Origin of the sequence: Goekera deserti (assembly GCF_010685995.1) — a bacterium.
In the GTDB taxonomy this organism is placed as follows: domain Bacteria; phylum Actinomycetota; class Actinomycetes; order Mycobacteriales; family Geodermatophilaceae; genus Goekera; species Goekera deserti.
On the sequence record NZ_JAAGWK010000033.1, the window covers coordinates 1 to 23,136 of the forward strand.

21 protein-coding genes are annotated in these 23,136 nt (G+C 75.6%); 9 read left to right on the forward strand and 12 right to left on the reverse strand.

Annotation, left to right across the window (positions count from 1 at the left end):
• Nucleotides 1–651: 651 nt before the first annotated feature.
• The 3 genes from G1H19_RS20250 to G1H19_RS20260 form a co-directional block, all read right to left on the reverse strand.
• Complete coding sequence (locus tag G1H19_RS20250; RefSeq protein WP_162392197.1) at nucleotides 652–1,764, reverse strand: sensor histidine kinase; 1,113 nt, start codon at nucleotides 1,762–1,764, stop codon at nucleotides 652–654.
• Entirely contained in the window at nucleotides 1,761–2,471 is a 711-nt protein-coding gene (locus tag G1H19_RS20255; protein WP_152727777.1) for a response regulator transcription factor, read from the reverse strand. Before G1H19_RS20255 ends, G1H19_RS20250 begins: the two co-directional genes overlap by 4 nt.
• A 148-nt stretch (nucleotides 2,472–2,619) precedes the next feature.
• Entirely contained in the window at nucleotides 2,620–3,675 is a 1,056-nt protein-coding gene (locus G1H19_RS20260) for a VanZ family protein (RefSeq protein ID WP_152727776.1), read from the reverse strand.
• Between the two features lie 238 nt (nucleotides 3,676–3,913).
• Here G1H19_RS20260 and G1H19_RS20265 point away from each other — a divergent pair, with 238 nt between their 5' ends.
• From G1H19_RS20265 to G1H19_RS20295, 7 genes are all read left to right on the forward strand, one after another.
• Nucleotides 3,914–4,450, forward strand: coding sequence for a hypothetical protein (locus G1H19_RS20265; RefSeq protein WP_152727775.1), 537 nt, complete (start codon nucleotides 3,914–3,916; stop codon nucleotides 4,448–4,450).
• Nucleotides 4,447–5,520, forward strand: coding sequence for a peptidoglycan-binding domain-containing protein (locus tag G1H19_RS20270; RefSeq protein WP_152727774.1), 1,074 nt, complete (start codon nucleotides 4,447–4,449; stop codon nucleotides 5,518–5,520). Before G1H19_RS20265 ends, G1H19_RS20270 begins: the two co-directional genes overlap by 4 nt.
• Nucleotides 5,517–6,200 (forward strand): ABC transporter ATP-binding protein, encoded by a 684-nt coding sequence (locus G1H19_RS20275; protein WP_162392198.1) that lies wholly within the window; start codon nucleotides 5,517–5,519, stop codon nucleotides 6,198–6,200. The genes G1H19_RS20270 and G1H19_RS20275 overlap by 4 nt, the downstream gene beginning before the upstream one ends.
• Nucleotides 6,197–7,402, forward strand: coding sequence for an ABC transporter permease (locus G1H19_RS20280; RefSeq protein WP_162392199.1), 1,206 nt, complete (start codon nucleotides 6,197–6,199; stop codon nucleotides 7,400–7,402). Before G1H19_RS20275 ends, G1H19_RS20280 begins: the two co-directional genes overlap by 4 nt.
• Nucleotides 7,403–7,444: 42 nt before the next feature.
• Nucleotides 7,445–7,738 (forward strand): hypothetical protein, encoded by a 294-nt coding sequence (locus tag G1H19_RS20285; RefSeq protein ID WP_152727773.1) that lies wholly within the window; start codon nucleotides 7,445–7,447, stop codon nucleotides 7,736–7,738.
• A gap of 117 nt (nucleotides 7,739–7,855) precedes the next feature.
• Nucleotides 7,856–8,992 (forward strand): PP2C family protein-serine/threonine phosphatase, encoded by a 1,137-nt coding sequence (locus G1H19_RS20290; protein ID WP_235927858.1) that lies wholly within the window; start codon nucleotides 7,856–7,858, stop codon nucleotides 8,990–8,992.
• 331 nt (nucleotides 8,993–9,323) lie between these two features.
• Nucleotides 9,324–9,677, forward strand: coding sequence for a hypothetical protein (locus tag G1H19_RS20295; protein ID WP_152727772.1), 354 nt, complete (start codon nucleotides 9,324–9,326; stop codon nucleotides 9,675–9,677).
• Nucleotides 9,678–10,115: 438 nt separating this feature from the next.
• Here the strand turns inward: G1H19_RS20295 and G1H19_RS20300 are convergent, their stop codons facing one another.
• From G1H19_RS20300 to G1H19_RS20310, 3 genes are all read right to left on the reverse strand, one after another.
• Nucleotides 10,116–10,478, reverse strand: coding sequence for a hypothetical protein (locus G1H19_RS20300; RefSeq protein ID WP_152727771.1), 363 nt, complete (start codon nucleotides 10,476–10,478; stop codon nucleotides 10,116–10,118).
• Between the two features lie 91 nt (nucleotides 10,479–10,569).
• Nucleotides 10,570–12,414 carry a SigE family RNA polymerase sigma factor gene (locus G1H19_RS20305; RefSeq protein ID WP_152727770.1) on the reverse strand — a complete coding sequence of 615 codons (1,845 nt, stop codon included), beginning with the start codon at nucleotides 12,412–12,414 and terminating at the stop codon, nucleotides 10,570–10,572.
• A gap of 54 nt (nucleotides 12,415–12,468) precedes the next feature.
• Entirely contained in the window at nucleotides 12,469–13,014 is a 546-nt protein-coding gene (locus G1H19_RS20310) for a TIGR03086 family metal-binding protein (RefSeq protein WP_162392200.1), read from the reverse strand.
• A 38-nt stretch (nucleotides 13,015–13,052) separates the two neighbouring features.
• Between G1H19_RS20310 and G1H19_RS24220 the strand changes: the two genes are divergently transcribed.
• Entirely contained in the window at nucleotides 13,053–13,895 is an 843-nt protein-coding gene (locus G1H19_RS24220; RefSeq protein WP_152727768.1) for a helix-turn-helix domain-containing protein, read from the forward strand.
• Nucleotides 13,896–13,900: 5 nt separating this feature from the next.
• Here the strand turns inward: G1H19_RS24220 and helR are convergent, their stop codons facing one another.
• Nucleotides 13,901–16,063 (reverse strand): RNA polymerase recycling motor ATPase HelR, encoded by a 2,163-nt coding sequence (helR, locus tag G1H19_RS20320; RefSeq protein WP_235909182.1) that lies wholly within the window; start codon nucleotides 16,061–16,063, stop codon nucleotides 13,901–13,903.
• Nucleotides 16,064–16,202: 139 nt separating this feature from the next.
• On the opposite strand from helR, the gene G1H19_RS20325 reads away from it, so the two are divergent.
• Entirely contained in the window at nucleotides 16,203–16,733 is a 531-nt protein-coding gene (locus G1H19_RS20325) for a putative immunity protein (RefSeq protein ID WP_235927859.1), read from the forward strand.
• A 12-nt stretch (nucleotides 16,734–16,745) separates the two neighbouring features.
• Here the strand turns inward: G1H19_RS20325 and G1H19_RS20330 are convergent, their stop codons facing one another.
• The 5 genes from G1H19_RS20330 to araB all read right to left on the reverse strand — a co-directional run bounded on the left by G1H19_RS20330 (nucleotide 16,746) and on the right by araB (nucleotide 22,900).
• Nucleotides 16,746–17,564, reverse strand: coding sequence for an alpha/beta fold hydrolase (locus G1H19_RS20330; RefSeq protein WP_152727767.1), 819 nt, complete (start codon nucleotides 17,562–17,564; stop codon nucleotides 16,746–16,748).
• Nucleotides 17,565–17,581: 17 nt separating this feature from the next.
• On the reverse strand, nucleotides 17,582–18,727 hold the full coding sequence (locus G1H19_RS24950; protein ID WP_456071363.1) for a cold-shock protein: 1,146 nt from the start codon (nucleotides 18,725–18,727) through the stop codon (nucleotides 17,582–17,584).
• A 203-nt stretch (nucleotides 18,728–18,930) separates the two neighbouring features.
• On the reverse strand, nucleotides 18,931–20,478 hold the full coding sequence (araA, locus tag G1H19_RS20350) for an L-arabinose isomerase (protein WP_235927861.1): 1,548 nt from the start codon (nucleotides 20,476–20,478) through the stop codon (nucleotides 18,931–18,933).
• Complete coding sequence (locus G1H19_RS20355) at nucleotides 20,475–21,149, reverse strand: L-ribulose-5-phosphate 4-epimerase (protein ID WP_162392201.1); 675 nt, start codon at nucleotides 21,147–21,149, stop codon at nucleotides 20,475–20,477. Before G1H19_RS20355 ends, araA begins: the two co-directional genes overlap by 4 nt.
• Nucleotides 21,146–22,900 (reverse strand): ribulokinase, encoded by a 1,755-nt coding sequence (araB, locus tag G1H19_RS20360; protein WP_152727766.1) that lies wholly within the window; start codon nucleotides 22,898–22,900, stop codon nucleotides 21,146–21,148. The genes G1H19_RS20355 and araB overlap by 4 nt, the downstream gene beginning before the upstream one ends.
• Between the last annotated feature and the right edge of the window lie 236 nt (nucleotides 22,901–23,136).

Here is a 23,136-nt window from a genome sequence, read left to right on the forward strand (position 1 = left end):
CGCGCTGCGGCACCGACCGCGGTCCGGTGTCGAACCTGCCGACGAGCACCCCGCCGTGGCCGGACCACGCCCGGTGAGGGCGCAGCGGGCGGCGGCCTGACCGACCGGCCGCACCCGACCGTCGAGCAGTGACTCCTGCCCGCGGCCCGACGACGGGACAAGGCGTCCGCTCGCCGTGGCACCTGTGTCGACGTCCCGTGCTGAGGGATGCCGCAGGGATCCTCGTGCCGCAGGCCGCTTGCACGCATCAACGGTGCGGTCCCTGGTCATCGGCGCCTGTAACGCCAGCCGGCGACGGCGCACTGACCGTGGGAGTCGTTGCCAGCGGCTGCGCCGTCTCACTTCCAGGGACGTGAGACGACCAGGCGTCGTCGACGTCCCGGAGACGAACGACCAGTGCGTCATGCAGCCATGATGAGCGCGGTCCTGGCAGCGTCATGTGGCCGCGCACGATCCCGCGAAACCGTCTGTTGAAGCAACAGCGCGACGCTGGCCGGGTACTACGTATGCCTGCAGAGCGGTTCCCTGAGAGCGTGGCAAGGCCAGAATTCCAGCTACCCAACTCCACCGAACCCGGGGCCGACCGAGACGCTCACGACCGCGGCGTGCGCGGTCCGGACGAGAGAGGTGTCCCGGCCGTGCACCCATGCGCTACGTCGCTGGCGACCGGGATGCGGCTCGAGACCGCTGAGCGACCGTCAGGTCACGGCCTGGCGGGAAGGTCACGTCGACCGCGAGCCCACCCGTGGAGGGAGCGGACAACAGCAGCACGGCGTGGTGCACCTCGGCAACCCGGGCGACGAGGGCCAGACCCAGGCCGCTCCCGGGGGCGGACACCCGACCGCCGCCCCGGACGAAGGGCTCGGTGAGGGTGCCGAGGACCGCGGGGTCCACGACCGGGCCGGTGTTGCACACCACCAGCTGGGCCCGGTCCCCCGTCGTGATGCCGGTGCGCACGTGGACCGTCCCACCGGGGCCTGTGTTGTGGCGCACCCCGTTGAGCACCAGGTTGCCCACCAGGTGCCGGACCAGCGGTTCGACCCCGTCCAGGTCGCACTCGCCCAACTCGGCGTGCACGGTGACGCCGGCCCGGTGGGCGAGCGGGGCGAGCTCCCGGACGACCTCGCCGGTGACCTCGGCCAGGTCCACCGGGGCGACGGCGGGCAGCCGCCCCTGGTCCAGCGCCGCCAGGGCCAGCAGGGCCTCGACGGTCTCGGTACCCCGGCGGTTGGTCTCGTCCAGGCGGGTGAGCAGGCGGGGGACGTCGACCGCGGCAGGGTCGGCGAGCGCGACGTCGAGCATCGCGCGCTCCACCGCGTAGGGGGTGCGCAGCTCGTGCGAGGCGTTGGCGGCGAACCGGCGCTGCTCGTCGAAGGCGGCCTGCAGCCGGTCGAGCATGGCGTCGAAGGTGTCGGCCAGCTCCCGGAACTCGTCGCGCGGGCCGGACGAGGCGACCCGGTGGTCCAGCTGGCCGGCGGCGACCCGCCGGGCGACGGCGTGCATGTCGTGCAGCGGACGCAGCATGCGGCCGGCCAGGAACCACCCGCCGACCAGACCGACCACCGTCAGGGCGGTCAGCACCGCCGCGACCCGGGGCCACAGGGCGGTGAGCAGGTCGTTGCGGTTCGGGATGAACGCGCCGTCGACGCTGAGGTTGCCCTCGGGCACGAACCGGAGGACGTACACGAGCAGCGCCACCAGCCCGGTCCCGGCGACCAGCAGGAACCCGGCGTAGCTCAGGGTCAGCCGCAGCCGAGCGCTCACCGCGGGCCGGTCGCCGTGCCCGCCGGGGCCGGCTGGGACTCCGGCCCGGGGCCGCCGACGCGGTAGCCGGTACCGGGCACGGTGTGGATGAGCCACGGGTCGCCCAGCCGCTTGCGCAGTGCGGAGATGGTGATCCGGACGGCGTTGGTGAACGGGTCGGCGTTCTCGTCCCAGGCCCGCTCCAGCAGTGACTCGGCGCTGACCACCCCACCGCGGGCGGTCAGGAGCACCTGCAGGACGGCGAACTGCTTGCGGGTCAGCCCCACGTACCGGCCGTCGCGGTACACCTCGCGGCGGAACGGGTCGAGCCGCAGCCCGGCGAACTCCAGGACCGGCGGGGTCGCGTCGACCGGGCGGCGACCCAGGGCCCGCAGCCGAACCACCAGCTCGCGCATGGCGAACGGCTTGGTCAGGTAGTCGTCGGCACCGAGCTCGAACCCGCGCACCTTCTGCTCGAGCCGGTCGGCCGCGGTCAGCATGAGGATGCGGCAGGGCAGGCCGTCGGCGACGATCCGGCGCGCCACGTCGTCCCCGGAGGTGCCCGGGAGGTCCCGGTCCAGCACGACGACGTCGTAGGAGTTCACCGCGAGAGCCTCCAGTGCCGCCTCCCCGTCGGCGACCACGTCCGCGGCGATCGCCTCCAGTCGCAGCCCGTCCCGGACGGCGTCGGCCAGGTAGGGCTCGTCCTCGGCGATCAGCACCCGCATGCGACGAGAGTAGGAACCGGCGCGTATCGCCGGTGTATCCGCGCGACGGGCGCGTCGCGGCGCGGCACCGCGGGGTTCGTGCGCCTCGGACGCCAGCTGCCGGGCCGCGACGACGCTGGCCGACTCCCGGTGCGGGGGCGTCACCGCCTCACCCCGCACTGGCGTCGGGAGCAGGCGCGGGGCACGTCTCGCCGGGGGCGACGGTGAGCTCGTAGTGCCACAGCTCGTTGCCGTACGTCATGCAGAGCCCGTGGTCGGATCCGTGCTGCGTCATCCAGCTCATCGCGTCGGTGGGCCCGATGTCGACCGCGCGCCCGGCGACGTGCGCCGAGTCCTCCGGTCGCAGCACGTACCGGGAAGCGGCCTCCTCGCTGCCGTGCTCGGCGACCGCGGCGTCGAACAGCGCCTGCTGGAGGCCCGCACTGCGCCACCCGCTCGTGACGCGCAGCGCCACCCCGTCGAGCTCCGCGGCGCGGGCTGCGTCCTGCACGGCCTGCCGCAGGGCCGGGTCGAGCATGCTGATGGCCGGCAGGTCAGCGAACGGGGACAGCGACTCCCCGTCCGGCACCCACCCATCGGCAGCGTCGCGTGTGCCGGCAGGCCCGTCGACGGCGCTCTGCCGGGCGTGGTCCGGGACACCGGCCGCGGCGCCGGGCTGGCAGGCGGCCAGGGCTGCCAGCACGGGTACCGCCAGGAGGGCCGCCCGCAGCCGGACGGCACGCGCGGGGCGAGGACGACGACGGGCGCGTGCCAGGACGACGAGAGAGACACCCAGGGCGGCCCCGGCCGAGTTGGTGGCGACGTCGACCGGGTCGGGGACCCGGCCCGGCAGCAGCAACTGGCCGAGTTCGACCGCCACGGACAACGCGACGCCCGTGAGGAGCGGGAGCGACCGCCCGCGGTGGGCCAGCACCAGGCCGGCCACCGCACCGACGGGCAGGAAGAGCAGGGCATTGGCCACGTTCTCGACCGGAGCGCGGTGCACCGTGCCCACCCACGGGCCGAGGAGCGCCTGGACGGCGTCGACCACGGCCGAGCGGGCGCCGGCGACCACACCCGGCGGGCCGAGCGTCACGTACCCCACCGCGCACGTGACGAGCAGCGCGGCCAGCGCGAGCGACGCCGGCCGGCCTCGGGCGGGGTGGGGCGTCGGTACCGGGGCGGGGCTCCGGTGGGCGACTGCTCTGCTGTCGAGGGTGCTCATGCTCGGGTCCTCTCCCGCGCCGGGGTCGGCGCGGTCTCGATGGGCGTCGGTGCACCAGGAGTCCACGCCGCACCGTGTTGCGCGGACGTATGCGACGTCGCACAGGCGCGCGACCAGGTGAGCGGCCGCGACATGTCGTCGGCATATCGGTTTCTGCGGACGCCCTGGCGACAGCGCGGTCGGTGGGGTGTGGACATCACGCCCCGCGGCTGCTGGCCGCCGACATCCGGAGGAACCCGTGTACCGATCCCGCCACCTCGCCCACCGCCGACGCGTACTGGGCGGGCTGCTCGCCGCGCCGGCGCTGGCGATGGCACTGCTCGCCTGCTCCCCGGACGCGGCCCCGACCGCGGGGGCATCGGGGGACCTCACCGCGAGCGACCCCGGCGCCACACCCGGGGCCTCCTCCGGGGCGCCGGCGGGAGCGCCGTCCGACGCCGACCGCAACGCTGCCCGCGATGCCTACGACCTGGCACTGGCCGGGTGCATCAGGGACCAGGGCGTGGACGTGGCCGATCCGGCACCCGGCGAGGGCATCACGGAGAGCGGGCCCGAGGTCGAGGCGGCGGCATCGGCGTGCGTGGCGGTGGTGGGCCCGCCGCCGACCTACCAGTTCACGCCCGCGGAGGACCAGGCACTGCACGAGGGCTACCTGGCGCTGGCCGTGTGCCTGCGTGAGCGCGGCTACGACGTCGCCGACCCCGCCCCGGGCGAGGCCATCGCCATCTCCGGCGTCTCGGACGCCGACTTCCAGGCCTGCCAGGTGCCGGGATGACGACCCGACGCCGGACGCGCACGGCGGTCGCGCTCGTCGCCACAGCGGTCGCCGTGCTCGCCGGCGCGGTCGGCCTGACCGACCGCGCCGACCCGCCCGCCGCTGCACCGGCCCCCGTGGTGGCGACGGCACCGGTCACCCTCGGCGCGATGGTCGACCAGACCGACGTCCGCGGCACCCTCGCCCACCCCGATGCCGGCCCGGTGGTCGCGGGACGGGCCGGGGTGCTGACCTCGCTACCGGCGGTCGGGACGACGATCGGACCGGGCCAGACGCTGTACACGGTCGACACGCGCCCGGTCGTCCTGCTGCTCGGGTCGCTGCCCGCCTGGCGCACCCTGGCCGCCGGCATCCCCGACGGCGAGGACGTGCGTCAGCTGGAGCAGGGCCTGTCCGCACTCGGGCGGTTCCCGCAGGCACCGGACACCCGCTTCACCGCCGCGACCGCCGTCGCCGTCCGGTCGTGGCAGCGTTCGCTGGGCCTGGAGCCGACGGGCGCGGTCGAGCGCTCGGCGATCGTGTTCGCCCCGCAGCCGCTGCGGGTCGACGCGCTCAGCAGCCGGGTCGGCGCCGACGTGGGCGCGGGCACCGAGCTGTTCACGACGTCGGGCACGGACACGGTGGTCTCGGCCGACCTGGGCCTGGACGACCAGCAGCTCGCCGTCGCGGGCGCGGCCGTGACGGTCGTCCTGCCCGACGGGACGGAGCTGCCGGCGACCGTCGGCGCCGTCGGTGACACCGTCGAGCGTCCCGGGCCGGACGAGGACTCGGGCGAGGTCGTGGTCCCGGTGACGGTCACCGTGGCCGACCAGGCCGGTGCGGCCCGCTTCTCCCGGGCCGACGTCACGGTCCGCTTCTCCAGCACCCTGGGCGAGGACCTGCTCACCGTCCCGGTGGAGGCCCTCGTCGCGATCGACCCGTCCTGCTTCGGCGTGGAGGTGCCGGACCCGGCGCGCCCCGGCCGGACGACGGTCCTCCCGGTGACCGTCGGCGTCTTCGCCTCCGGTCGCGTCGCCGTCACCGGCGAGGGCATCGTCGCGGGGTTGCGCGTCGTGGTGGCCGGCCCGTGAGCCCGGTCGTCGAGCTGGACCGGGTGACCCGCACCTACGGCTCGCCCCCGGTGACGGCACTGGCCGACGTCAGCCTGAGCGTCCACGAGGGGGAGTTCGTGGCCGTCGTCGGCCCCAGCGGCTCGGGCAAGTCCACGCTGCTCAACATCATCGGCACCCTGGACCGCCCCTCCGGCGGCCGCGCACGCATCGACGGCGCCGACCTGCACGAGCTGTCCGACGCGGCGCTCTCGGCGCTGCGGGCCCACCGGATCGGGTTCGTCTTCCAGCAGTTCCACCTCGCCGACGGCCAGGACGCCGTGGACAACGTCGCGGACGGGCTGCTGTACAGCGGGGTGCCCCGCAGCACCCGCCGGGCCCGCGCCCGGCACGCCCTGCAGCGGGTCGGCCTGGGGCACCGCCTCGACCACCGCCCCGCGCAGCTCTCCGGTGGTGAACGGCAGCGCGTCGCCATCGCCCGCGCCGTCGTCGGCGACCCGCCCCTGCTCCTGGCCGACGAGCCGACCGGCAACCTGGACAGCCGGTCCGGCGCCGGTGTCGTCGAGCTGCTGCACGAACTGAACGCGGACGGCACCACGGTGGTGGTGATCACCCACGACGCCGGTCTCGCCGCGCGCCTGCCCCGGCAGGTCACCATCGCCGACGGGCGGATCGTGGCCGACTCGCAGGTGTCCGCGTGAGCGGGCAGCCCCACCCGCCCGCGCCGGCCCGGTTGCGGGCCGGGGACCTGCTGCACCTCGGCTCGGCGGGCCTGCGCGCCCGGCCGGTCCGGGCGGTCCTGTCCGCGCTGGGCATCGCGATCGGCATCGGCGCGATGGTCGCCGTCGTCGGGCTGTCGGCCTCCAGCCAGGAGCGGCTGGACCGGCAGCTCGCCGCCCTGGGCACCAACCTGCTCACCGCGGAACCCGCCCCGGCCTCGCTCGGGGTGGACCCGCCACCCCTGCCTGCCGACGCCGCAGCCCGGGTGGAACGCATCCCCGGGGTCGGCGACGCCACCAGCACGGCCGACCTGACCGGGGTGGCCGTCTACCGCAGCAGGGTCGTCGACCCCGGCCGCACCGGCGGGCTCACCGTCACCTCCGCCGACCTGGACCTGCTGGCGGTGGTGGGTGGCACGGTCGCCCGCGGCAGCTGGCTGGACGAGGCCACCGCCCAGTTCCCCACCACCGTCCTCGGGGCCACCGCGGCCGCCCGGCTGGGCGTGACCGAGCCCGGCCGGCAGGTGTGGCTGGGTGGTCGCAGCACGACCGTGGTCGGCATCCTGCACCCGGTCCAGCTCGCCCCCGAGCTGGACACCGCCGCCCTGGTGGGCGCGCCGTACGCCCGAGCGGACCTCGGCGCCACCGGGGCACCGACCCGCGTCTACGAGCGGTCCACCGACGCCGCCGTCACGTCGGTCGCCGCCCTGATCGCCCCGTCGGTCCAGCCCTCCCGCCCCTCGGCCGTGGCCGTGTCCCGCCCCTCCGACGCCCTCGCCGCGCGGGCCGCAGCCGACGAGGCGTTCACCGGCCTGCTGGTCGGGCTGGGGTCCATCGGCCTGGTGGTGGGGGGCATCGGGGTGGCCAACACGATGATCATCTCGGTGATCGAGCGGCGGCGCGAGATCGGCCTGCGGCGTGCGCTGGGTGCCACCCGGGGCCACGTGGCGGCCCAGTTCCTCACCGAGGCGGTGGTGCTCTCCACCCTCGGCGGCGTCGCCGGGGCCGCGATCGGCAGTGCCGTCACCGTGCTGGTCGCCCTGTCCCAGTCCTGGCTGCCGGTGGTCCCGCCGCTCGTGCTCGTGGTGGCCGTCGCGGCGACCGTCGCCATCGGTGCGCTGGCCGGCCTGTACCCCGCCACCAGGGCCGCCCGCACCCCGCCCACCGCAGCGCTGGCATCGTGAGCGGGGACCCGTCATGTCCGGAGGTCTCCGCGCTCCGGACCCGTGAACTCGCTCGCGCACCCGCGGACCCCAGCTGGAGCGATCACCCGGCTGGTGGTCATCGGGCCGGTGCTGGGGTGCCGGCTGCTCGACCGGCCCCGGCTCCCGTGGGCGGTCGCGGCCGCCGCGTCCCTGCCGGTGGTCGTGCTGACGCTGTGGCCGGTAGCGACGCGCGCGTTCGCCCGGACGTCCTGGGACCAGCACGTCCAGCGGCTCGTCCTGGGCCAGATCTGTCACGCCGAGCCCGGGGTCGCCACGGCGGACCTCGCAGTGGCGCGCTCCCCGGCGGTCGGCTGAGCCGGGCTTGCGCTGACCCTCGCTGAGCGCAACTGCTCACCCAACTCGAAGCACTCGGATGACCAGAAGCTGCCTCGCGTGGCACGTGGGCATCCCGCCGTCTGCGACAGTTCGCATGTGACCTGGTCGTCCCGCTGGCGGCACGCTGCTCCGCTGAGCGTGCTCATCACCTTCACCCTGCTGGACTTCGCCGTCGGCCGCGGGCAGGTGGTGTTCGGGCTGCTGGTGATCGTCCCGCTGGTCGCGGCGTTCGTGCTCGGTCGGCGGGCGACCGCCGCGTACGCGGTGGTCGCACTGGTGGCCGCCGCGCTGCTGGGTGTCTACAACTGGCAGTACACCCCGCAGGCCATCGACACCCAGGTCATCCGGCTGGTCGGCATCGCTCTGGGCGGGGTCATCGCGGTGGCCGGCTGCACCGTGCGGCTGCGCAACGAGGCCCGGCTGGCCACCGCCAGCGCGCAGGCCGTCACCACCCAGCAGGCCCTCAAGCTGACCGAGGTGCTGCAGCGCAGCCTGCTCACCGACCCCGCGCCGAGTCCCGGGCTGCAGGTCGCCGTCCGGTACCTGCCGGCCACCCGGCACGCCCAGATCGGCGGCGACTGGTACGACACCTTCCCCCTCTCCCCCAGCACGACGATGCTGGTGATCGGCGACGTCGCCGGCCACGACGCCCCGGCCGCGGCCACCATGGCCCAGGCCCGCGGCATGCTGCGCGCGATCGCCACCACCGCCACCTCCCCCGCCGCCGTGCTCAGCGGCCTGGACCACGCCTTCGCCGTCCTGGGCATCACCACCCTGACCACCGCCGTGGTCGCCACCCTCGACACCAGCAGCGGCGGCATCGGTGCCGGGCCGGCAGCGGTGCTGCGCTGGTCCAACGCCGGCCACCCACCCCCGGTGGTGGTCTGCGCCGACGGCTCCACGACCCTGCTCGAGCGGCGACCGGAGCTGCTGCTGGGCGTACGACCAGATACTTCCCGCACCGATCACCAGGTCGCCCTCAACCCAGGGGAGACCGTGGTGCTGTACACCGACGGGCTGGTGGAGCGCCGCGGCGTCGAGCTGGACCAGAGCACCAGCTGGCTGCTGGCTCACCTGCGGCACGGCCACGACCGGCCGCTGGAGCACCTGGTCGACCAGCTGCTGGACGGGATGGCCGGGCAGGTCGACGACGACGTCGCCGTCCTCGCCGTGCGCCTGGGACCGGCCCGGCCGCACCGCTCACCATCCGTGAGCGAGGCACCACCGGCATAGGCTGTTGGCGACCGCAAGCCCGCCGGGGTCGTCCTCCCCCACCGGCTCGCCGACCTCCCGCCCTCCCGCGCCGACGCCCGACCGGGCGCAAAAGCGCCCACGCCGGGCGTGACGGCGGGGGTCCAGCCACCGCTCCCGCGGCCGCCGGCGACCGGGCCCACGACGGCCGGCTCTACCGCCCCGGACCGCCGCGCTCGCTGCGCTGCCGTCGGGTTCCAGCCGTCGGCGAGGTCTCGACGACGGCGACCAGGGGCAGGCGACGCCGGCCGCCGCATCGCGTGAGGTTCGTGCTGGCGGGCGGGCGGGCATCCGGAGCACAGGACGGAGCGACATGTCGGACGACGCGGACACCCCGCACCTGGACGAGCTGGTCCGCCGGATGCGGCTGGACGGCGGGTCGATCGGTGTCGAGCCCGGTGGTCGGGGGTCCGCGCGCATCGTCTGGCACGTGCCGGACCTGGACCACCCGGTCGTCCTCCTCGTCCGGGAGCGCGACCTGGCATCGGCGGTGACCGCACTCGGCGAGGACTGCCGCGACGCTCTGTGGCCCTCGGACAGCATCGCCACCGCCGGCCGGACGCTGCTGCTGGTGCACCTCGACGAGGTGGTGGCGACGCGGGACACGTCCGAGCCGCTGCGGGTCTCTGCCCGCGGGCTGGACTGGCCGTCGGCCGGACCCCCGTGACCGGAGGGGGCGCATGACCTGGGTGTCGACGCAGCCGGTCACCCAGCGTGGCCGCTGTCAGGACGCCAGGTGAACCGGGAGGACGTCGGATGAGCTGCATCGTGGTCTACCAACTCGGCCCGGTCGACGTTCGGGCAGGGACTGGCCTCCGACCTGCTCGACCCCCAGGCGGTGCTCGTCTTCGCAGCGGTGCTCCCCCAGTTCCTCGTCGACGGCCCGACCCCGACCTGGGTGCAGGTCACGGCCCTGGGCGTGCTGGACGTCGCGCTGGGCCTCGTGGTCTGGGCGGTGGTGGTCCACTCGGCGTGCGCCTGTCCGCGGCCCGGCGCCGCCCCCGGGTGCGGCAGTGGGGGGACCGGGTGACCGGCGGCGTGCTCGCCGGGATGGGCGGTGGGCTGGTCGCGGCCCGCTGACGGCGCGGCCCGGCGCCGGCCCCGGTCAGATGTACTGGTCGACCGTGGGGACCTCGTCGGGCAGCTGCTCAGCGAGGGCGGTGGCGAGCGCGGCGGCCGCCATCTGCACCACCATCCGGTCCTGCTCGATCACCGCCTCGGACGCCCGGGCCTCGATGTCGGCCTCCAACTGGGCCTGCGCCACCTCCAGCTGGCGGCGCAGCAGGGCGATCGTCGGCGACTCGGCCGGTGGGTCGTCCTCGGCCGCGCGGGCGGCCCGCTCGGCGGCGTCCACCCGGCCGACGGGGGCCGCGTCCGGCTCGCCCGGGGCGGCACGGAGGGTCGTCTGGAACCCACCGATCGACCGCATCGCGGCCGCTGCCGCGTTCCACCCACCGACTGCCTGCACCGGCCCGCTCCCGTCGTCGACGTCCTGAGGTCGTCTTCGGCCGGGTGCACGCGGTCTCCAGCCGACGCGCCGGTCGGTTCCGGAACCCCGGTCAGCCGGTGAGGACGTCGTCCTCCGGCACGGCCAGCGGGACCACCTGGCCGTCCACGGTGACCAGGTCGACCAGGGACGCCCGGTCCAGCACCGTGCCCCAGCCGGCCTCCAGGGTGAACGTCACCGGCTCCCGCCGGCCGACCGTGACGGCGCCCGTCTGCCCGCCCGGGGGCACGGCCGTCAGGACCAGCGAGGACTCCGACACCGTCCCGGAGTTCGGGTAGGCCGGGCAGCGGGTCGCGACGGCGAGGGTGGCGAGGTCGGTCCCGGCCGGGTGCACGGCGCTGGCACACGTGCCCGAGCTGGACGACGACTGCCGGCTCGTCCGCCAGGTGCCGACGGTCACGATCGCCCCTCCCGGCAGCGTGACGGCGACGACGGCCGCCTCGGCGAGCAGACCCTCCTCGGCCGGGAACGGCCCGGAGCCGAGCACGCTCACGTCGACGTCGGCGAGGGCCCACCCGGTCACCGAGAGCACCTGCTGCACGGGCCAGGACAGCGTGTCCGGCGAGACCGCGGTGCCGGACCGGGGTGCGCCCACCGCCAGGTCGGCCACGGGGACGCCGGAGACGGAGGTGACGTACTGCGGGCCGGAGGTGCGGCCGTCCCGGGTCACGGTGTAGCGGACCCCCTCCCCGGTGGGCCGGTCCACGGCACCGGTCGCGACGCCGTCGTCGCTCGTCAGCTGCCGGTAGGACCGGGAGACGGTGCCGTCGGGCGCCACGTCGAGCCCGTCGCTGACCGCCACCTGGTCACCGGGCGCGGCCAGCACCAGCGCGGTGTACCCGTCCGGGCCCTGGTCGACGACGGCCGTGGAGCCGTCGGGCGCCAGCGAGGTGCCGTACACCGGCTCCAGCTGCTCCGCAGCGGCTCCGGCGGGCCCGCGGAGCCACACGCCCTCCAGCTGCTGCGCACCGCGCGAGACGACCAGCACCCACCGCGTCCCGCCCACGTCCCCGGCGTAGGCCACCCGGCGCTCGGTGCCGGCCCCGGAGGAGCCCAGGTACCCGTAGTCGTCGACGTCGCGGGCCAGGGCCCCGGCCAGGAGCGTCTCGTCGGTGGCCAGCGGGCCACGGGTGCGGCCGTACACCTCCCCGAACTCGGTGAGCGTGAACTCCGGCTCCGGCACGGGCGACCGGGGCTCCGGCGGACGCGACGTGGCAGCGCCGGCCGCCACCGCGTCCGGGGACGCCGACGGGTCGGGCAGCACGACGCCGGCGGCGACGAGCGCGAGGACCGCGGCCAGCGCCGCGCCCCACCGGCGGCGCCGGGACCGTCGGTGCGCGTCGGCACCGGCGCGCGCGGTCTCGTCGGTGAGCACCCGCGGTGTGCACCGGGCCGCCATGACCTCCAGCCCGTCGGGCAGCTGCGCCGGGTCGCCGACCTCCCGCTCGGCGGCGACCAGCAGCCCGGCCGGGTCGTCCACGGCGAGCAGCCGGCCGACCTGCGTCGGGTCCAGGTTCTCGTGGTGCCGCAGCACCAGGGCCAGGCGCTGCGCCCGGTCCAGCCGGTCCAGGGCGGCGGACGTCCGGCGGGCGGACTCGGCGTCGGCCGGTGACACCCACCAGGCGTCCGGCGCGACCCCGGTGATCAGGCCGTCGCCGCGGACCGGCCACCGGCCGCGGCCGAGGTGGGCGCGCACGAGTCCGCGCAGCGCCACCTCGTGCCGGGCGGACTCGTCGGCGTCCGCGGGCAGCCGGTGCACAGCCGGCCGGGCGCGGTCCAGCGCGCGGGTCACCAGGTCGGCGGCCGGGGCCTCGGCGCCGGTGAGCAGGTAGGCGGTGGCCAGCAGCGGGCGCCACTGCTCGGCGACGAACCCGGCGAACCGCGCGCCGTCCGGCATGGGTGCCTCCCGTGTCCCGACCAGTGAAGCACCCCGGGCGGGCCGGTCACGTGCTCAGGCGGCGCGCCCCAGCCGGGCCAGCAGCCGGGTCTGCCGGTCGGCGTCGTCCGGCGGCTGGACGGCGGGCGCGCAGATGCCGTCCATGTGCAACGCGTCGCCGAAGGCGTCGGCACCGGCCTCGGCCCGGTCCAGCTCCTCGGGGGTGAGCGTCTCGTCGCCCCCGGTGGCGCGGGCGACGTCCCAGCGGTGCACGACCAGGTCCCAGACGTAGACCTGCACGAGGGTGGCGCCCACCGTGGTGGGCCCGAAGAACCCGTCGTAGGCGGTGTCGGCGACCTCGTCCCGGGACACCAGGGCCAGCACGCGCGCGGCGTGCTCGCGGAACGCGGCGGCGGGGTCGGTGAGGTCGGGTTCCGGGCCGAGGTCGTGACCGTGCCCGGTGAGCAGCGCTCGCTGCGTCTCCACGACGTGGCCGACGACCTGGCGGGCGGTCCAGCCGGTGCACGGCGAGGCGCTCTCCCACTCCGCGGGCGGGACGGCGTCGAGCACGGTGGACAGCGGGCGGGCGGCCGCCTCGTAGGCGGTGGCTGTGGGGTTCACGCGGACGAGCCTCGCCGGTTGCGGCAGGCTGCGTCTTGATGGAACCCGACACTGCGCGCCCCCGGGACGAGATCGAGCGCGCGCACCTCAAGGCGCCCGGCGACAAGTCCCACGTGATGTACCGGTACCCGCCGCCGCCGGGGCTGGAGGGCCTGGTGCAGCGGTTCTGGATCCCGGTGTGGTCGGTGCCGGCCGGCGGCGAGTCGGTGCAGCGGGTGCTGCAGTACCCGGTGTCGCTGCTGGTGGTGGCGCCCGACTACGCCCGCTTCTACGGCGTCACGACCGGGTTGTCCGAGACGACGTTGGCCGGCGAGGGCTGGGCGGTCGGCGTGATGTGCACCCCGGCCGCGGGCTCGCTGGTCGCCCGCGGGCCGATGGCCGCCTTCACCGACCGCCACGTCCAGCTCACCGACGTCCTGGGTCCGGACGGCGCCGAGCTGGCCCGGGGCGTGCGGGCGGCCATGCAGCCGGACCCGCACGCCACCGCCGCGCACCGGCAGGCGATGGCCTGCTTCGACCGGGTGTTGCGCCCGCTGCTCCCGGTCGACGTCGAGGGCGAGCTGGTGGACCGCGTCGTGGCGCTGGTGGAGCAGCGCCCCGACCTGCTGCGGGTGGCGCAGCTGTGCGCGGAGACGGGGTTGTCCGAGCGGGCCCTGCAGCGGCTGGTGCACCGCCGGCTGGGCCTGACCCCGAAGTGGCTGGTGCAGCGGCGCCGGCTGCAGGAGGCCGCCGAGCGGCTGCGCCGAGGCGGTGAGGGGCTGGCCGAGACGGCCGCGGTGCTCGGGTACGCCGACCAGGCGCACTTCGTCCGCGACTTCTCCCGGGTCACCGGCACCACACCCGGCCGGTTCGCCGCCGAGCACCGCACCCGCCTGGGCTGACCCGCTCACCCGCTGGTCAGGACGACGAGGCGCTGCGTCGCCCGGGTCATCGCCACGTAGCGGTCCACCGCCCCGGTGACACCGGTGCCGAACGCCGCCGGGTCGACCAGCACGACCAGGTCGAACTCCAGGCCCTTGGCCAGCTCCGGGCTGAGCGACCGCACGCGTGGCGCACCCGGGTACCCGGGAGCGCCGATCACGCACGCGGTGCCCTCGGCGTGCCCGGCCAGCCAGTCGGCCAGCACCGCGTCCAGCTCGCCGACCGCCCCGTGGCGGACCGGCACGCCGGCGGTCCGGACCGACGTCGGCACGTTGGCGTCCGGCAGGGCCGCGCGGATCACCGGCTCGGCTTCGGCCATCACCTCCGCCGGCGTGCGGTAGTTGACGGTCAGCGAGGCGACGGCGACCCGGTCGAACCCGACCCGGTGCAGCCGCTCCGCCCAGGACTCACCGAACCCGCGCCGGGCCTGGGCGCGGTCGCCGACCACGGTGAAGCTGCCCGACGGGCACCGCAGCGCGAGCATCCGCCACTCCGCGTCGGTCAGCTCCTGCGCCTCGTCCACCACCACGTGCGCGAACGGCCCGGCCAGCGGGTCGCGGGCGGCGGCGGGCAGGTCGCCCTCGTCGACCAGGGCCTCGCGCAGGTCGCCGTGCCGCAGGCTGGTCATCAGCAGCAGCTCGGAGTCGTCGGCGGCGATCAGCTCGTCGATGACACCGGCCATCCGCTCCCGCTCGGCGGCGCGGACGGCGGCCTGCCGGTGCGCGCGGCGGGTGGCCCCGGCGTCGCCGAGCCGGTGCCGGGCGGCGTCCAGCAGGGGCAGGTCGGGCACCGTCCACGCGGTCGGGTCGGCGCGCTGCAGCGCCCGCACCTGGTCGGCGGTCAGCCAGGGGGCGCAGCGGCGCAGGTAGGCGGGCACCGACCACAGGTCACCGACCAGCGTGGCGGCGTCCAGCACCGGCCAGGCCCGGTCGACCGCCGCCCGCAGCTCCCCCTCCCGCAGCACGGCGGCACGCACCTGCTCGGGGTCCACGTCGGGGTGCGCGTCGACGACGACCGCGAGCAGGTGCTCCCACACCTGCTCGCCGGCCTCGTGGTGCGGCGTGCCGGGCTCGACGGCCCCGAACGCCTCGGCCCAGTCCTCGGCGGTCACCCGGACCTCGCGCCAGGGCGTGTCGATGGTCGTGCTGCGCGTCGGCGGCTCCTCGTAGAACCGGACGGCGGCCTCGACCGCGCCCACCATGCGCGCGTCGGCCTTGAGCGCGGCCACCACCGGGTCCGGCTCGGCCGCGGCAGCGGCGCCCTCGACGACCAGGTCGCGCACGGTGCAGGTCCGCACGCCCTCCTCCCCCAGGCTGGGCAGCACGTCGGCGACGTAGGCCAGGTACGGCTGGTGCGGGCCGACGACGAGCACGCCGCCCCGGGACGCCAGCCGCGGGTCGGCGTACAGCAGGTAGGCGGCGCGGTGCAGGGCGACGACGGTCTTGCCGGTGCCCGGGCCGCCGTCGACGACCAGCACGCCGTCCGAGCCGGCCCGGACGACGGCGTCCTGGTCGGCCTGGATGGTGCCCAGCACGTCGCGCATGCGGGGCGACCGGCTGCTGCCCAGGCTGGCGATGAACGCGGACTGGTCGTCGAGGGCGGCGTGCCCGTCGAGGCCGTCGGCGGTGAACACCTCGTCCCAGAAGTCGGTGACCCGGCCCCGGGTCCACCGGTACCGGCGCCGGCTGAGCAGGCCCATCGGGTGGGCGTGGGTGGCGGCGAAGAACGGCTCGGCGGCGGGTGAGCGCCAGTCGACGAGCAGCCGGCGCCCGGTGGGGTCGGTGAGGCCGAGCCGGCCCACGTACACCGGGTCGCCACCCCCGGCGGGCACGATCCGGCCCAGGCACAGGTCCAGGGAGAACCGGCGCAGCGTGCGCAGCCGGGCGGCGAGCCGGTGCACCTCCAGGTCCCGGTCCAGCGCCGCCTGGCCGCCGACGCCCGGGGCCCGCCGCTCGGCGTCCAGGCGCGCGGACAGGTCGGCCACCGAGGCCCGGAGGCTGTCCGCGATCGCCGCGAAGTGCTGCTCGTCGGCGGCGACCAGCGCCGGGTCGGCCTTGGCCGCGAGATGCCCGGGCAGGTCGAACACGCTGCCCGCCGGCCGCGCCCCCCGGTCACCCGGTCCGGCCACCACACGCTCCTGCGACGTCATCCGGTCCCGCCCGTCCCTGCTCGTCTCGGCCACGGCGGGCGAGTCTCCGGCAGCACCGGGGGCTTGCCGCAAGCCCCGGGGTGCGCTATACGTTCAGGTGGGAGAACGGGAGGCGCGGGTGAGCACCCCCTCCGCGATGCCACTCAGCACGGACGAGCTCCGGGAGATCACCGGCTACGCCGCCCACTGCGCCCGGCGCGTGCTGCCGCTGTTCGAGGTCGGGCACCCCGACGACCCCCGCCCCCGCGAAGCCGTGGAGGGCGCGGAGGCCTTCGCCGGTGGTGCCCCGCGGTCGGCCGTGCTGCGCGCGCAGGCCACCGCCGCTGGCCGGGCTGCCGCTGCCGCCGCGAACCCGGCCGCGGCCGAGGCCGCCCGCGCGGCAGGTCAGGCCGCGGCCGCCGCCTACCTGCACCCGCTGGCCACCCCGCACCAGGTGAAGCACGTGATCGGCTCGGCGGCGCACCAAGCCCGGGCCGACGAGCTCGCCGCCGGCGGCGACGAGTCCGTGGGCGCGGCGGCCGTCCACTGGGCGGTCGGGCAGGCGCCGCCGGCCGTCCGGGCAGTGCTCCGCCGGATGCCGGTGGTCGCGGCGGGCCGCGGCCGTGGCGGTGACCTGCTGCGCGAGCTGGACGCCGCGCTGCGCCGGTGAGCGTTGCGGCGCTCAGTCCAGCCGGCCCGCCAGCACGTCGGCGACGAAGCCGGTGAGGTCGGCGAGGACCTCCTCGGCGTTGGTCTCGTTGAAGATCTCGTGCCGCGCCCCGGGGTAGAGCCGCTCGACGTACCGCTCCCCGCGAAGGTGCTGCACACCGCTGCGGCTGCCCTCCACCGGCACGAGGGTGTCGGCCTCGCCGTGCGCCCACAGCAGCGGCAGCGACCCCAGCGACGGTCCCGCGGCGACGGCGTCCAGCCCCCACCGGATGGCCTGCACGGTCGGACGCTTGAACGGGCCGTGCCAGACCAGCGGGTCGGCGGCGTAGTCCGCGCCCACCTGCGGGTCCCGGGACAGGGTGGTGATGTCCAGCGGGGCGTCGGGCATCTCCGGCAGGGTCAGCAGCGCGTCGGCGGCCGCCCAGTCGCCGACGAGCGGGCCGGAGAGCACCAGGGCGGTCAGCCCGTCGCCGTAGCGCTGGGCGTACCGGGCGGCGATCAGCCCGCCCATCGAGTGGCCGAGCAGCACCACCGGCAGCCCGGGGTGTTCCGCGCGGGCCCGCAGGTCGACGGCGTGCAGGTCGTCCACCACGCGCTCGACGTCGGGCACCAGCACCCGTTCACCGTCGCTGCGCCCGTGCCCGACGTGGTCCACGCCGACCACCACGGCACCGGCGGCGGTCAGCGCCGCCGCCACGTGCTCGTAGCGGCCGACGTGCTCGCCGTAGCCGTGCGCCAGCAGCACCAGGTGGGTGGCCGTGCCGGCCGCCGGCCAGGTGCGGGCGGCCAGCCGGCCGGCGTGCCCGTCCAGCGCCCACTCCTGCGACGTCATCGCGTGCTCCCCCGCCGTCAGAGCAGGCCGACGTTGTCCGCCTGCATGCCGCGCTGACCCTGGCTGGCGTCGAAGGACACCCGCTGGCCCTCGTCCAGGCTGCGGTAGCCGCCCTGGTCGGGCAGCGCGGAGAAGTGCACGAACACGTCGTCGCCACCGTCGTCGGGGGCGATGAAGCCGAAGCCCTTCTCGGCGTTGAACCACTTGACCGTGCCCTGCGAGGACCCGCCGGCGGAGTCGCCGCGCGGCACCCGGGCCGGGTCCTGCCAGCCGCCCCGGTCGTCCCGGCCGCGGTCGTTGCGCCCGCGGTCGTCGCGGGGGGCGCGCTGCGGGGCCGGGGCGCCGCCGAAGCCGAGCGCGCGCACCCGGCTGGCCTGCATGCCGCCGCGCTGGCCGGGTCCGGACTCGAACTCGACCCGCTGCCCCTCCTCCAGGTTGCGGTAGCCGCCGTGGTCGACGATGGCGGAGAAGTGCACGAACACGTCCTCGCTGCCGTCGTCGGGCGTGATGAACCCGAAGCCCTTGTCCCCGTTGAACCAGGCCACGGTGCCCTCGGAGCCGCTGCCGCCGGAGCGGGCGGGGCCGGCGTCCCGGTTGTCGCGCCGGCCGATCTCGACGCGGGCGGCCGGGCGGCCCCCGCCGGCGAGCAGCTCGACGTCCTCGGCCTGCAGCCCGCCGCGCTGGCCGGGGACGGCGTCGAAGGCGACCCGCTGGCCCTCGTCCAGGCTGCGGTAGCCGCCCAGGTCGGGCAGCGCGGAGAAGTGCACGAACACGTCGTCGCCGCCGTCGTCGGGGGCGATGAAGCCGAAGCCCTTCTCGGCGTTGAACCACTTGACGCTGCCCTCGGTGCGGCCACCGGAACGCGCTGGCCCCCGGCCGCGGCCCTCGTCCCGGCGGCCACGGTCGTCCCGCCGGTCATCGCGACGGTCGTCGCGCCGTGCGGGCGCCGCGCCGCCGTCCAGTGCCTGGACGTGGTCGGCCTGCAGGCCGCGCTGGCCGGGGCTGGCGTCGAACTGCACCCGCTGCCCCTCGTCCAGGCTGCGGTAGCCGCCCTGCTCGGCGATGGCGGAGAAGTGCACGAACACGTCCTCGCTGCCGTCGTCCGGACCGATGAAACCGAAGCCCTTCTCGGCGTTGAACCACTTCACGGTGCCCTGCGGCATGTCTGGGGACTCCTGCACTCACTCGACGTCTGTCACCTGTGCTCACGGACCGACCCACGTGGGCCGGCCGTCCCGCCCGCGGGCGGTCCGCCCCATGATCCTCCTGTCCACGAGGACCGGCGAGGCGCGTGCCCCGTACGGGGCCCGCGCACGCGCCGGGGCCCCCACGACGTCGGTCGCGGGGGCCCCGGGCAGTGCTCGGCTCAGCCGCGGCCGGGCAGACCGGAGGCGAGCTTGTAGTACGCCTGGTTCCAGCGCAGCCTGTCCAGGAACGCGCCGGTGGTGGTGCCGGCGTCGATGAGCAGCAGCTCGGTGCGCACCATCTCGGCGAAGTCGGCCAGCACCTCGGCACCCACGGCCTTGGTGAGAACCGTGTGGTGCGGGCCGCCGGCGGACAGCCACAGCTCGGCCGAGGTGCTCAGCGACGGTGCCGGCTTCCAGACCGCGCGGGCCACCGGCAGCTGCGGGAGCGGCTCGTCGGGGGCGACGACCTCGATCTCGTTGGCCACGAACCGGAACCGGTCGCCCAGGTCGGCCATGCCGATCACCACGGCGGGGCCCGGCTCGGCGTCGAAGACCATCCGCACCGGGTCCTCGCGGCCGCCGATGCCCAGCGGGTGGATCTCCACCGACGGCGTGCCGGCGGCGATCGACGGGCAGACCTCGAGCATGTGCGCACCCAGGATCTTCGGCTCGCCGGGCCCGAAGTGGTAGGTGTAGTCCTCCATGAAGGACGTGCCCTTCCCGGTCCCCGCCCCCATGGCCTTCACGGCGGCCAGCAGCGCGGAGGTCTTCCAGTCACCCTCACCGCCGAAGCCGTAGCCGTCGGCCATCAACCGCTGGACGGCGAGACCGGGCAGCTGGCGCAGACCACCGAGGTCCTCGAAGTTGGAGGTGAACGCACCGAACCCGCCGTCGACGAGGAACCCGCGCAGACCCACCTCGATCCGGGCGCCGTAGCGCAGCGACTCGTGCCGCTCACCGCCGACGGCCAGCTCGGGGGCGAGCCGGTAGGTGTCGGCGTACTCGGCGACCAGCGCGTCGACGTCCGCGTCCGAGGCGGCGTCCACCCACTCCACCAGGTCGTTGACGCCCCAGGTGTTCACCGACATGCCGAAGCGCAGCTCGGCGTCCACCTTGTCGCCCTCGGTGACCGCGACGTTGCGCATGTTGTCACCGAAGCGGGCGACCTTGAGGTCGCGCCAGCGGGCGAAGCCGGCGGCGGCGCGCATCCAGCCGTCGATCCGGACGACCAGCGCGGGGTCGGAGGCGTGCCCGGCGACGGTCTTGCGGGCCACGCCGATCCGGGTCTGCACGTAGCCGAACTCGCGGTCGCCGTGCGCGGCCTGGTTGAGGTTCATGAAGTCCATGTCGATGGACTCCCACGGCAGGGACACGTTCAGCTGGGTGTGCAGGTGCAGCATCGGCTTGCGCAGCGAGTCCAGCCCGGTGATCCACATCTTGGCCGGGGAGAAGGTGTGCATCCAGGCGATCACGCCCAGGCACGCGGGGTCGCTGTTGGCGTCCAGCATGACCTGCCGGATGGCGCCGGCGTCGGTGAGCACCGGCTTCTCGACGATCTCGGCCGACAGCGCCCCGGAGCCGTTCAGCAGCTGCTGGATCTCCCGGCTCTGGCCGGCGACCTGCTCGAGGGTCTCGGGCCCGTAGAGGTGCTGGCTGCCGGTGAGGAACCAGACCTGCGGCCGGGTGGGTGTGCTGATGGTGGACGCTCCTGCGGTCGATGCGGTCACTGGCCGTACACGTTCTGGTAGCGGTCGTAGAGCTTGTCGACGTCGGCCTGGCCGATCGGCGGGACGTCGCCGAGCTGTCGGGCGATGTGCACGGTGCGGGCGACGTCCTCGACCATGACGGCGGCCTTGACCGCCGCCCAGGCGTCCTTGCCGATGGTGAAGGGGCCGTGCTGGGCCATCAGCACCGCCGGCGACCGGCTGTCGCGCAGCGTCTCGACGATGCCGCGGCCGATCGAGTCGTCCCCGATCAGCGCGAACGGCCCGACCGGCACCTCGCCGCCGAACTCGTCGCCGATCATGGTCAGCGCGCACGGGATCGGCTCGCTGCGCGCGGCCCACGCCGTCGCGTAGGTGGAGTGGGTGTGCACCACTCCCCCGACCTGGGGCATGTGCCGGTACACGTAGCCGTGCGCGGCGGTGTCCGAGGACGGCGCGTGCTCGCCGTCGACGAGGGTGCCGTGCAGGTCGGTGACCACCATCGACTCCGGGGTCAGCTCGTCGTAGTCCACCCCGCTCGGCTTGATCACCATGAGGTCGGCGCCGGGCACCCGCGCGGAGACGTTGCCGGCGGTCCAGATCACCAGCCCGTACTTCGTGAGCTGGGAGTGCAGGTCGGACACCGTGCGGCGCAGCTCGCCGACGGTGGTGGCGACGTCGTCCAGGACGGTCACGCGGGTGCTCCCTCGAACGTGGTGGCGGCGGGGGCGTCGACCTCCGGTGCGGTGACCGGCGGGTCGGCGTCGTGCCCGGTCGCGGCCAGTGCCTTCCGGCGGCGGGCCTTCATCCGGTGCATGACGTCGTTGCCGCCGCGGCCGAAGTGGTCGTGCAGGGCGGTGTACTCGTCGAACAGCTCGTCGTAGGCGGCGACGTTGGCCGGGACCGGCTGGTAGACGCCGCGGTTGCACGCGCCCATGACCGCCGAGGCCGCGTGCACGTCGGGGTAGGCGCCGGCCGCGACGGCGGCGTGGATCGCCGAGCCGAGCGCCGGGCCCTGGTCGGAGCGGATCGTGGACAGCGGCAGGTCGCAGACGTCGGCGTAGATCTGCATGAGCAGCCGGTTCTTCAGCAGCCCGCCGGCCACGATCAGCTCGGTGACCGGGACGCCGGAGGTCTGGAAGGCCTCCACGATGGTGCGGGTACCGAAGGCGGTGGCCTCCAGCAGCGCGCGGTAGGTGTCCTCCGGGCGGGTGGACAGCGTCTGGCCGAGCACCAGCCCGGACAGCTCGTGGTCGACCAGCACCGATCGGTTGCCGCTGTGCCAGTCCAGGGCGACCAGCCCGTGCTCGCCGATCGCCTGCCCGGCCGCGAGCCGGGTGAGGTGCTCGTGCACCGAGATGCCGGCCTCGCGAGCGGCGTCGTGGTACGCCGGGGGCACGCCGTTGTTCACGAACCAACCGAAGATGTCGCCGACGCCGCTCTGCCCGGCCTCGTAGCCCCAGAGCCCGCGCACGATCCCGCCGTCGACGACGCCGCACATGCCCGGGACCTCGGCCAGTTGGTCGCCGTTCATCACGTGGCAGGTGGAGGTGCCCATGATGGCCACCATCTGGCCGGGGGCGACGGCCTGCGCGGCCGGTGCGGTGACGTGCGCGTCGACGTTGCCGACCGCCACCGCGATGCCCTCGGGCAGCCCGGTCCACTCCGCAGCCTGCGCCGAGAGACCGCCGGCGCGGTCGCCGAGCTGGCCGAGCGGGTGCTCCAGCTTGCTCGTCACGAAGTGCTCGAAGTCCGGGTCGAGCTCGCGCAGGAAGTCGGGGCTGGGGTAGTCGCCGTCCTGCAGGATGCCCTTGTAGCCGGCGGTGCAGGCGTTGCGCACATAGCTGCCGCAGAGCTGCCAGACGATCCAGTCGGCCGCCTCGACCCAGTGCTCCATGGCCGCGTAGACCGCCGGGGCCTCCTCGAGCACCTGCAGGCCCTTGGCGAACTCCCACTCCGAGGAGATGAGCCCGCCGTAGCGCGGCAGCCAGGACTCCCCGCGCTGCTCGGCCAGGGCGTTGATCCTCATCGCCTGGCCCTGCGCGGCGTGGTGCCGCCAGAGCTTGACGAACGCGTGCGGCTCGTCGGCGAACTCGGGCAGCTCGCACAGCGGGGTGCCGTCGGCGGTGGTCGGCACCATCGTGCAGGCGGTGAAGTCGGTGGCGATGCCGATGACGTCGGCCGGGTCGACGCCGGCGGCGCGGATGGCCTCGGGCACCGCGGTGCGCAGCACCTGCACGTAGTCGGCCGGCACCTGCAGCGCCCACTCCGGCGGCAGCGTGCGGCCGCTGCCGGGCAGCTCCCGGTCGACGACGGCGTGGGGGTACTCGCAGACCGCGCTGCCGAGCTCGGCGCCGTCGGACACCCGGACGACGAGCGCCCGGCCGGACAGCGTGCCGTAGTCGACACCGACGACGAGAGCGCCAGGGGGTGGTGCTTCGGGCATGGAGAGGACACCTTCGTCCGGGGATGGGCGACCCGCTGGGTGAGGCCGCCCACATTGTTAGCGCTAACAATGGAGGCGTCAAGCGGTGCCGCATCACCGCCACCCGCCCGCCGCCGCCCGCCGCCGCCCGGCGCCCGGCGCCCGTGCGCCCGCCGCCCGTGCGCCCGCCGCTCGCGCGCCGCCCGCGCCTGCTCTTGCGGTGTTGCTGCTGCTCCTGCGGTGCTGCACCACCGCAA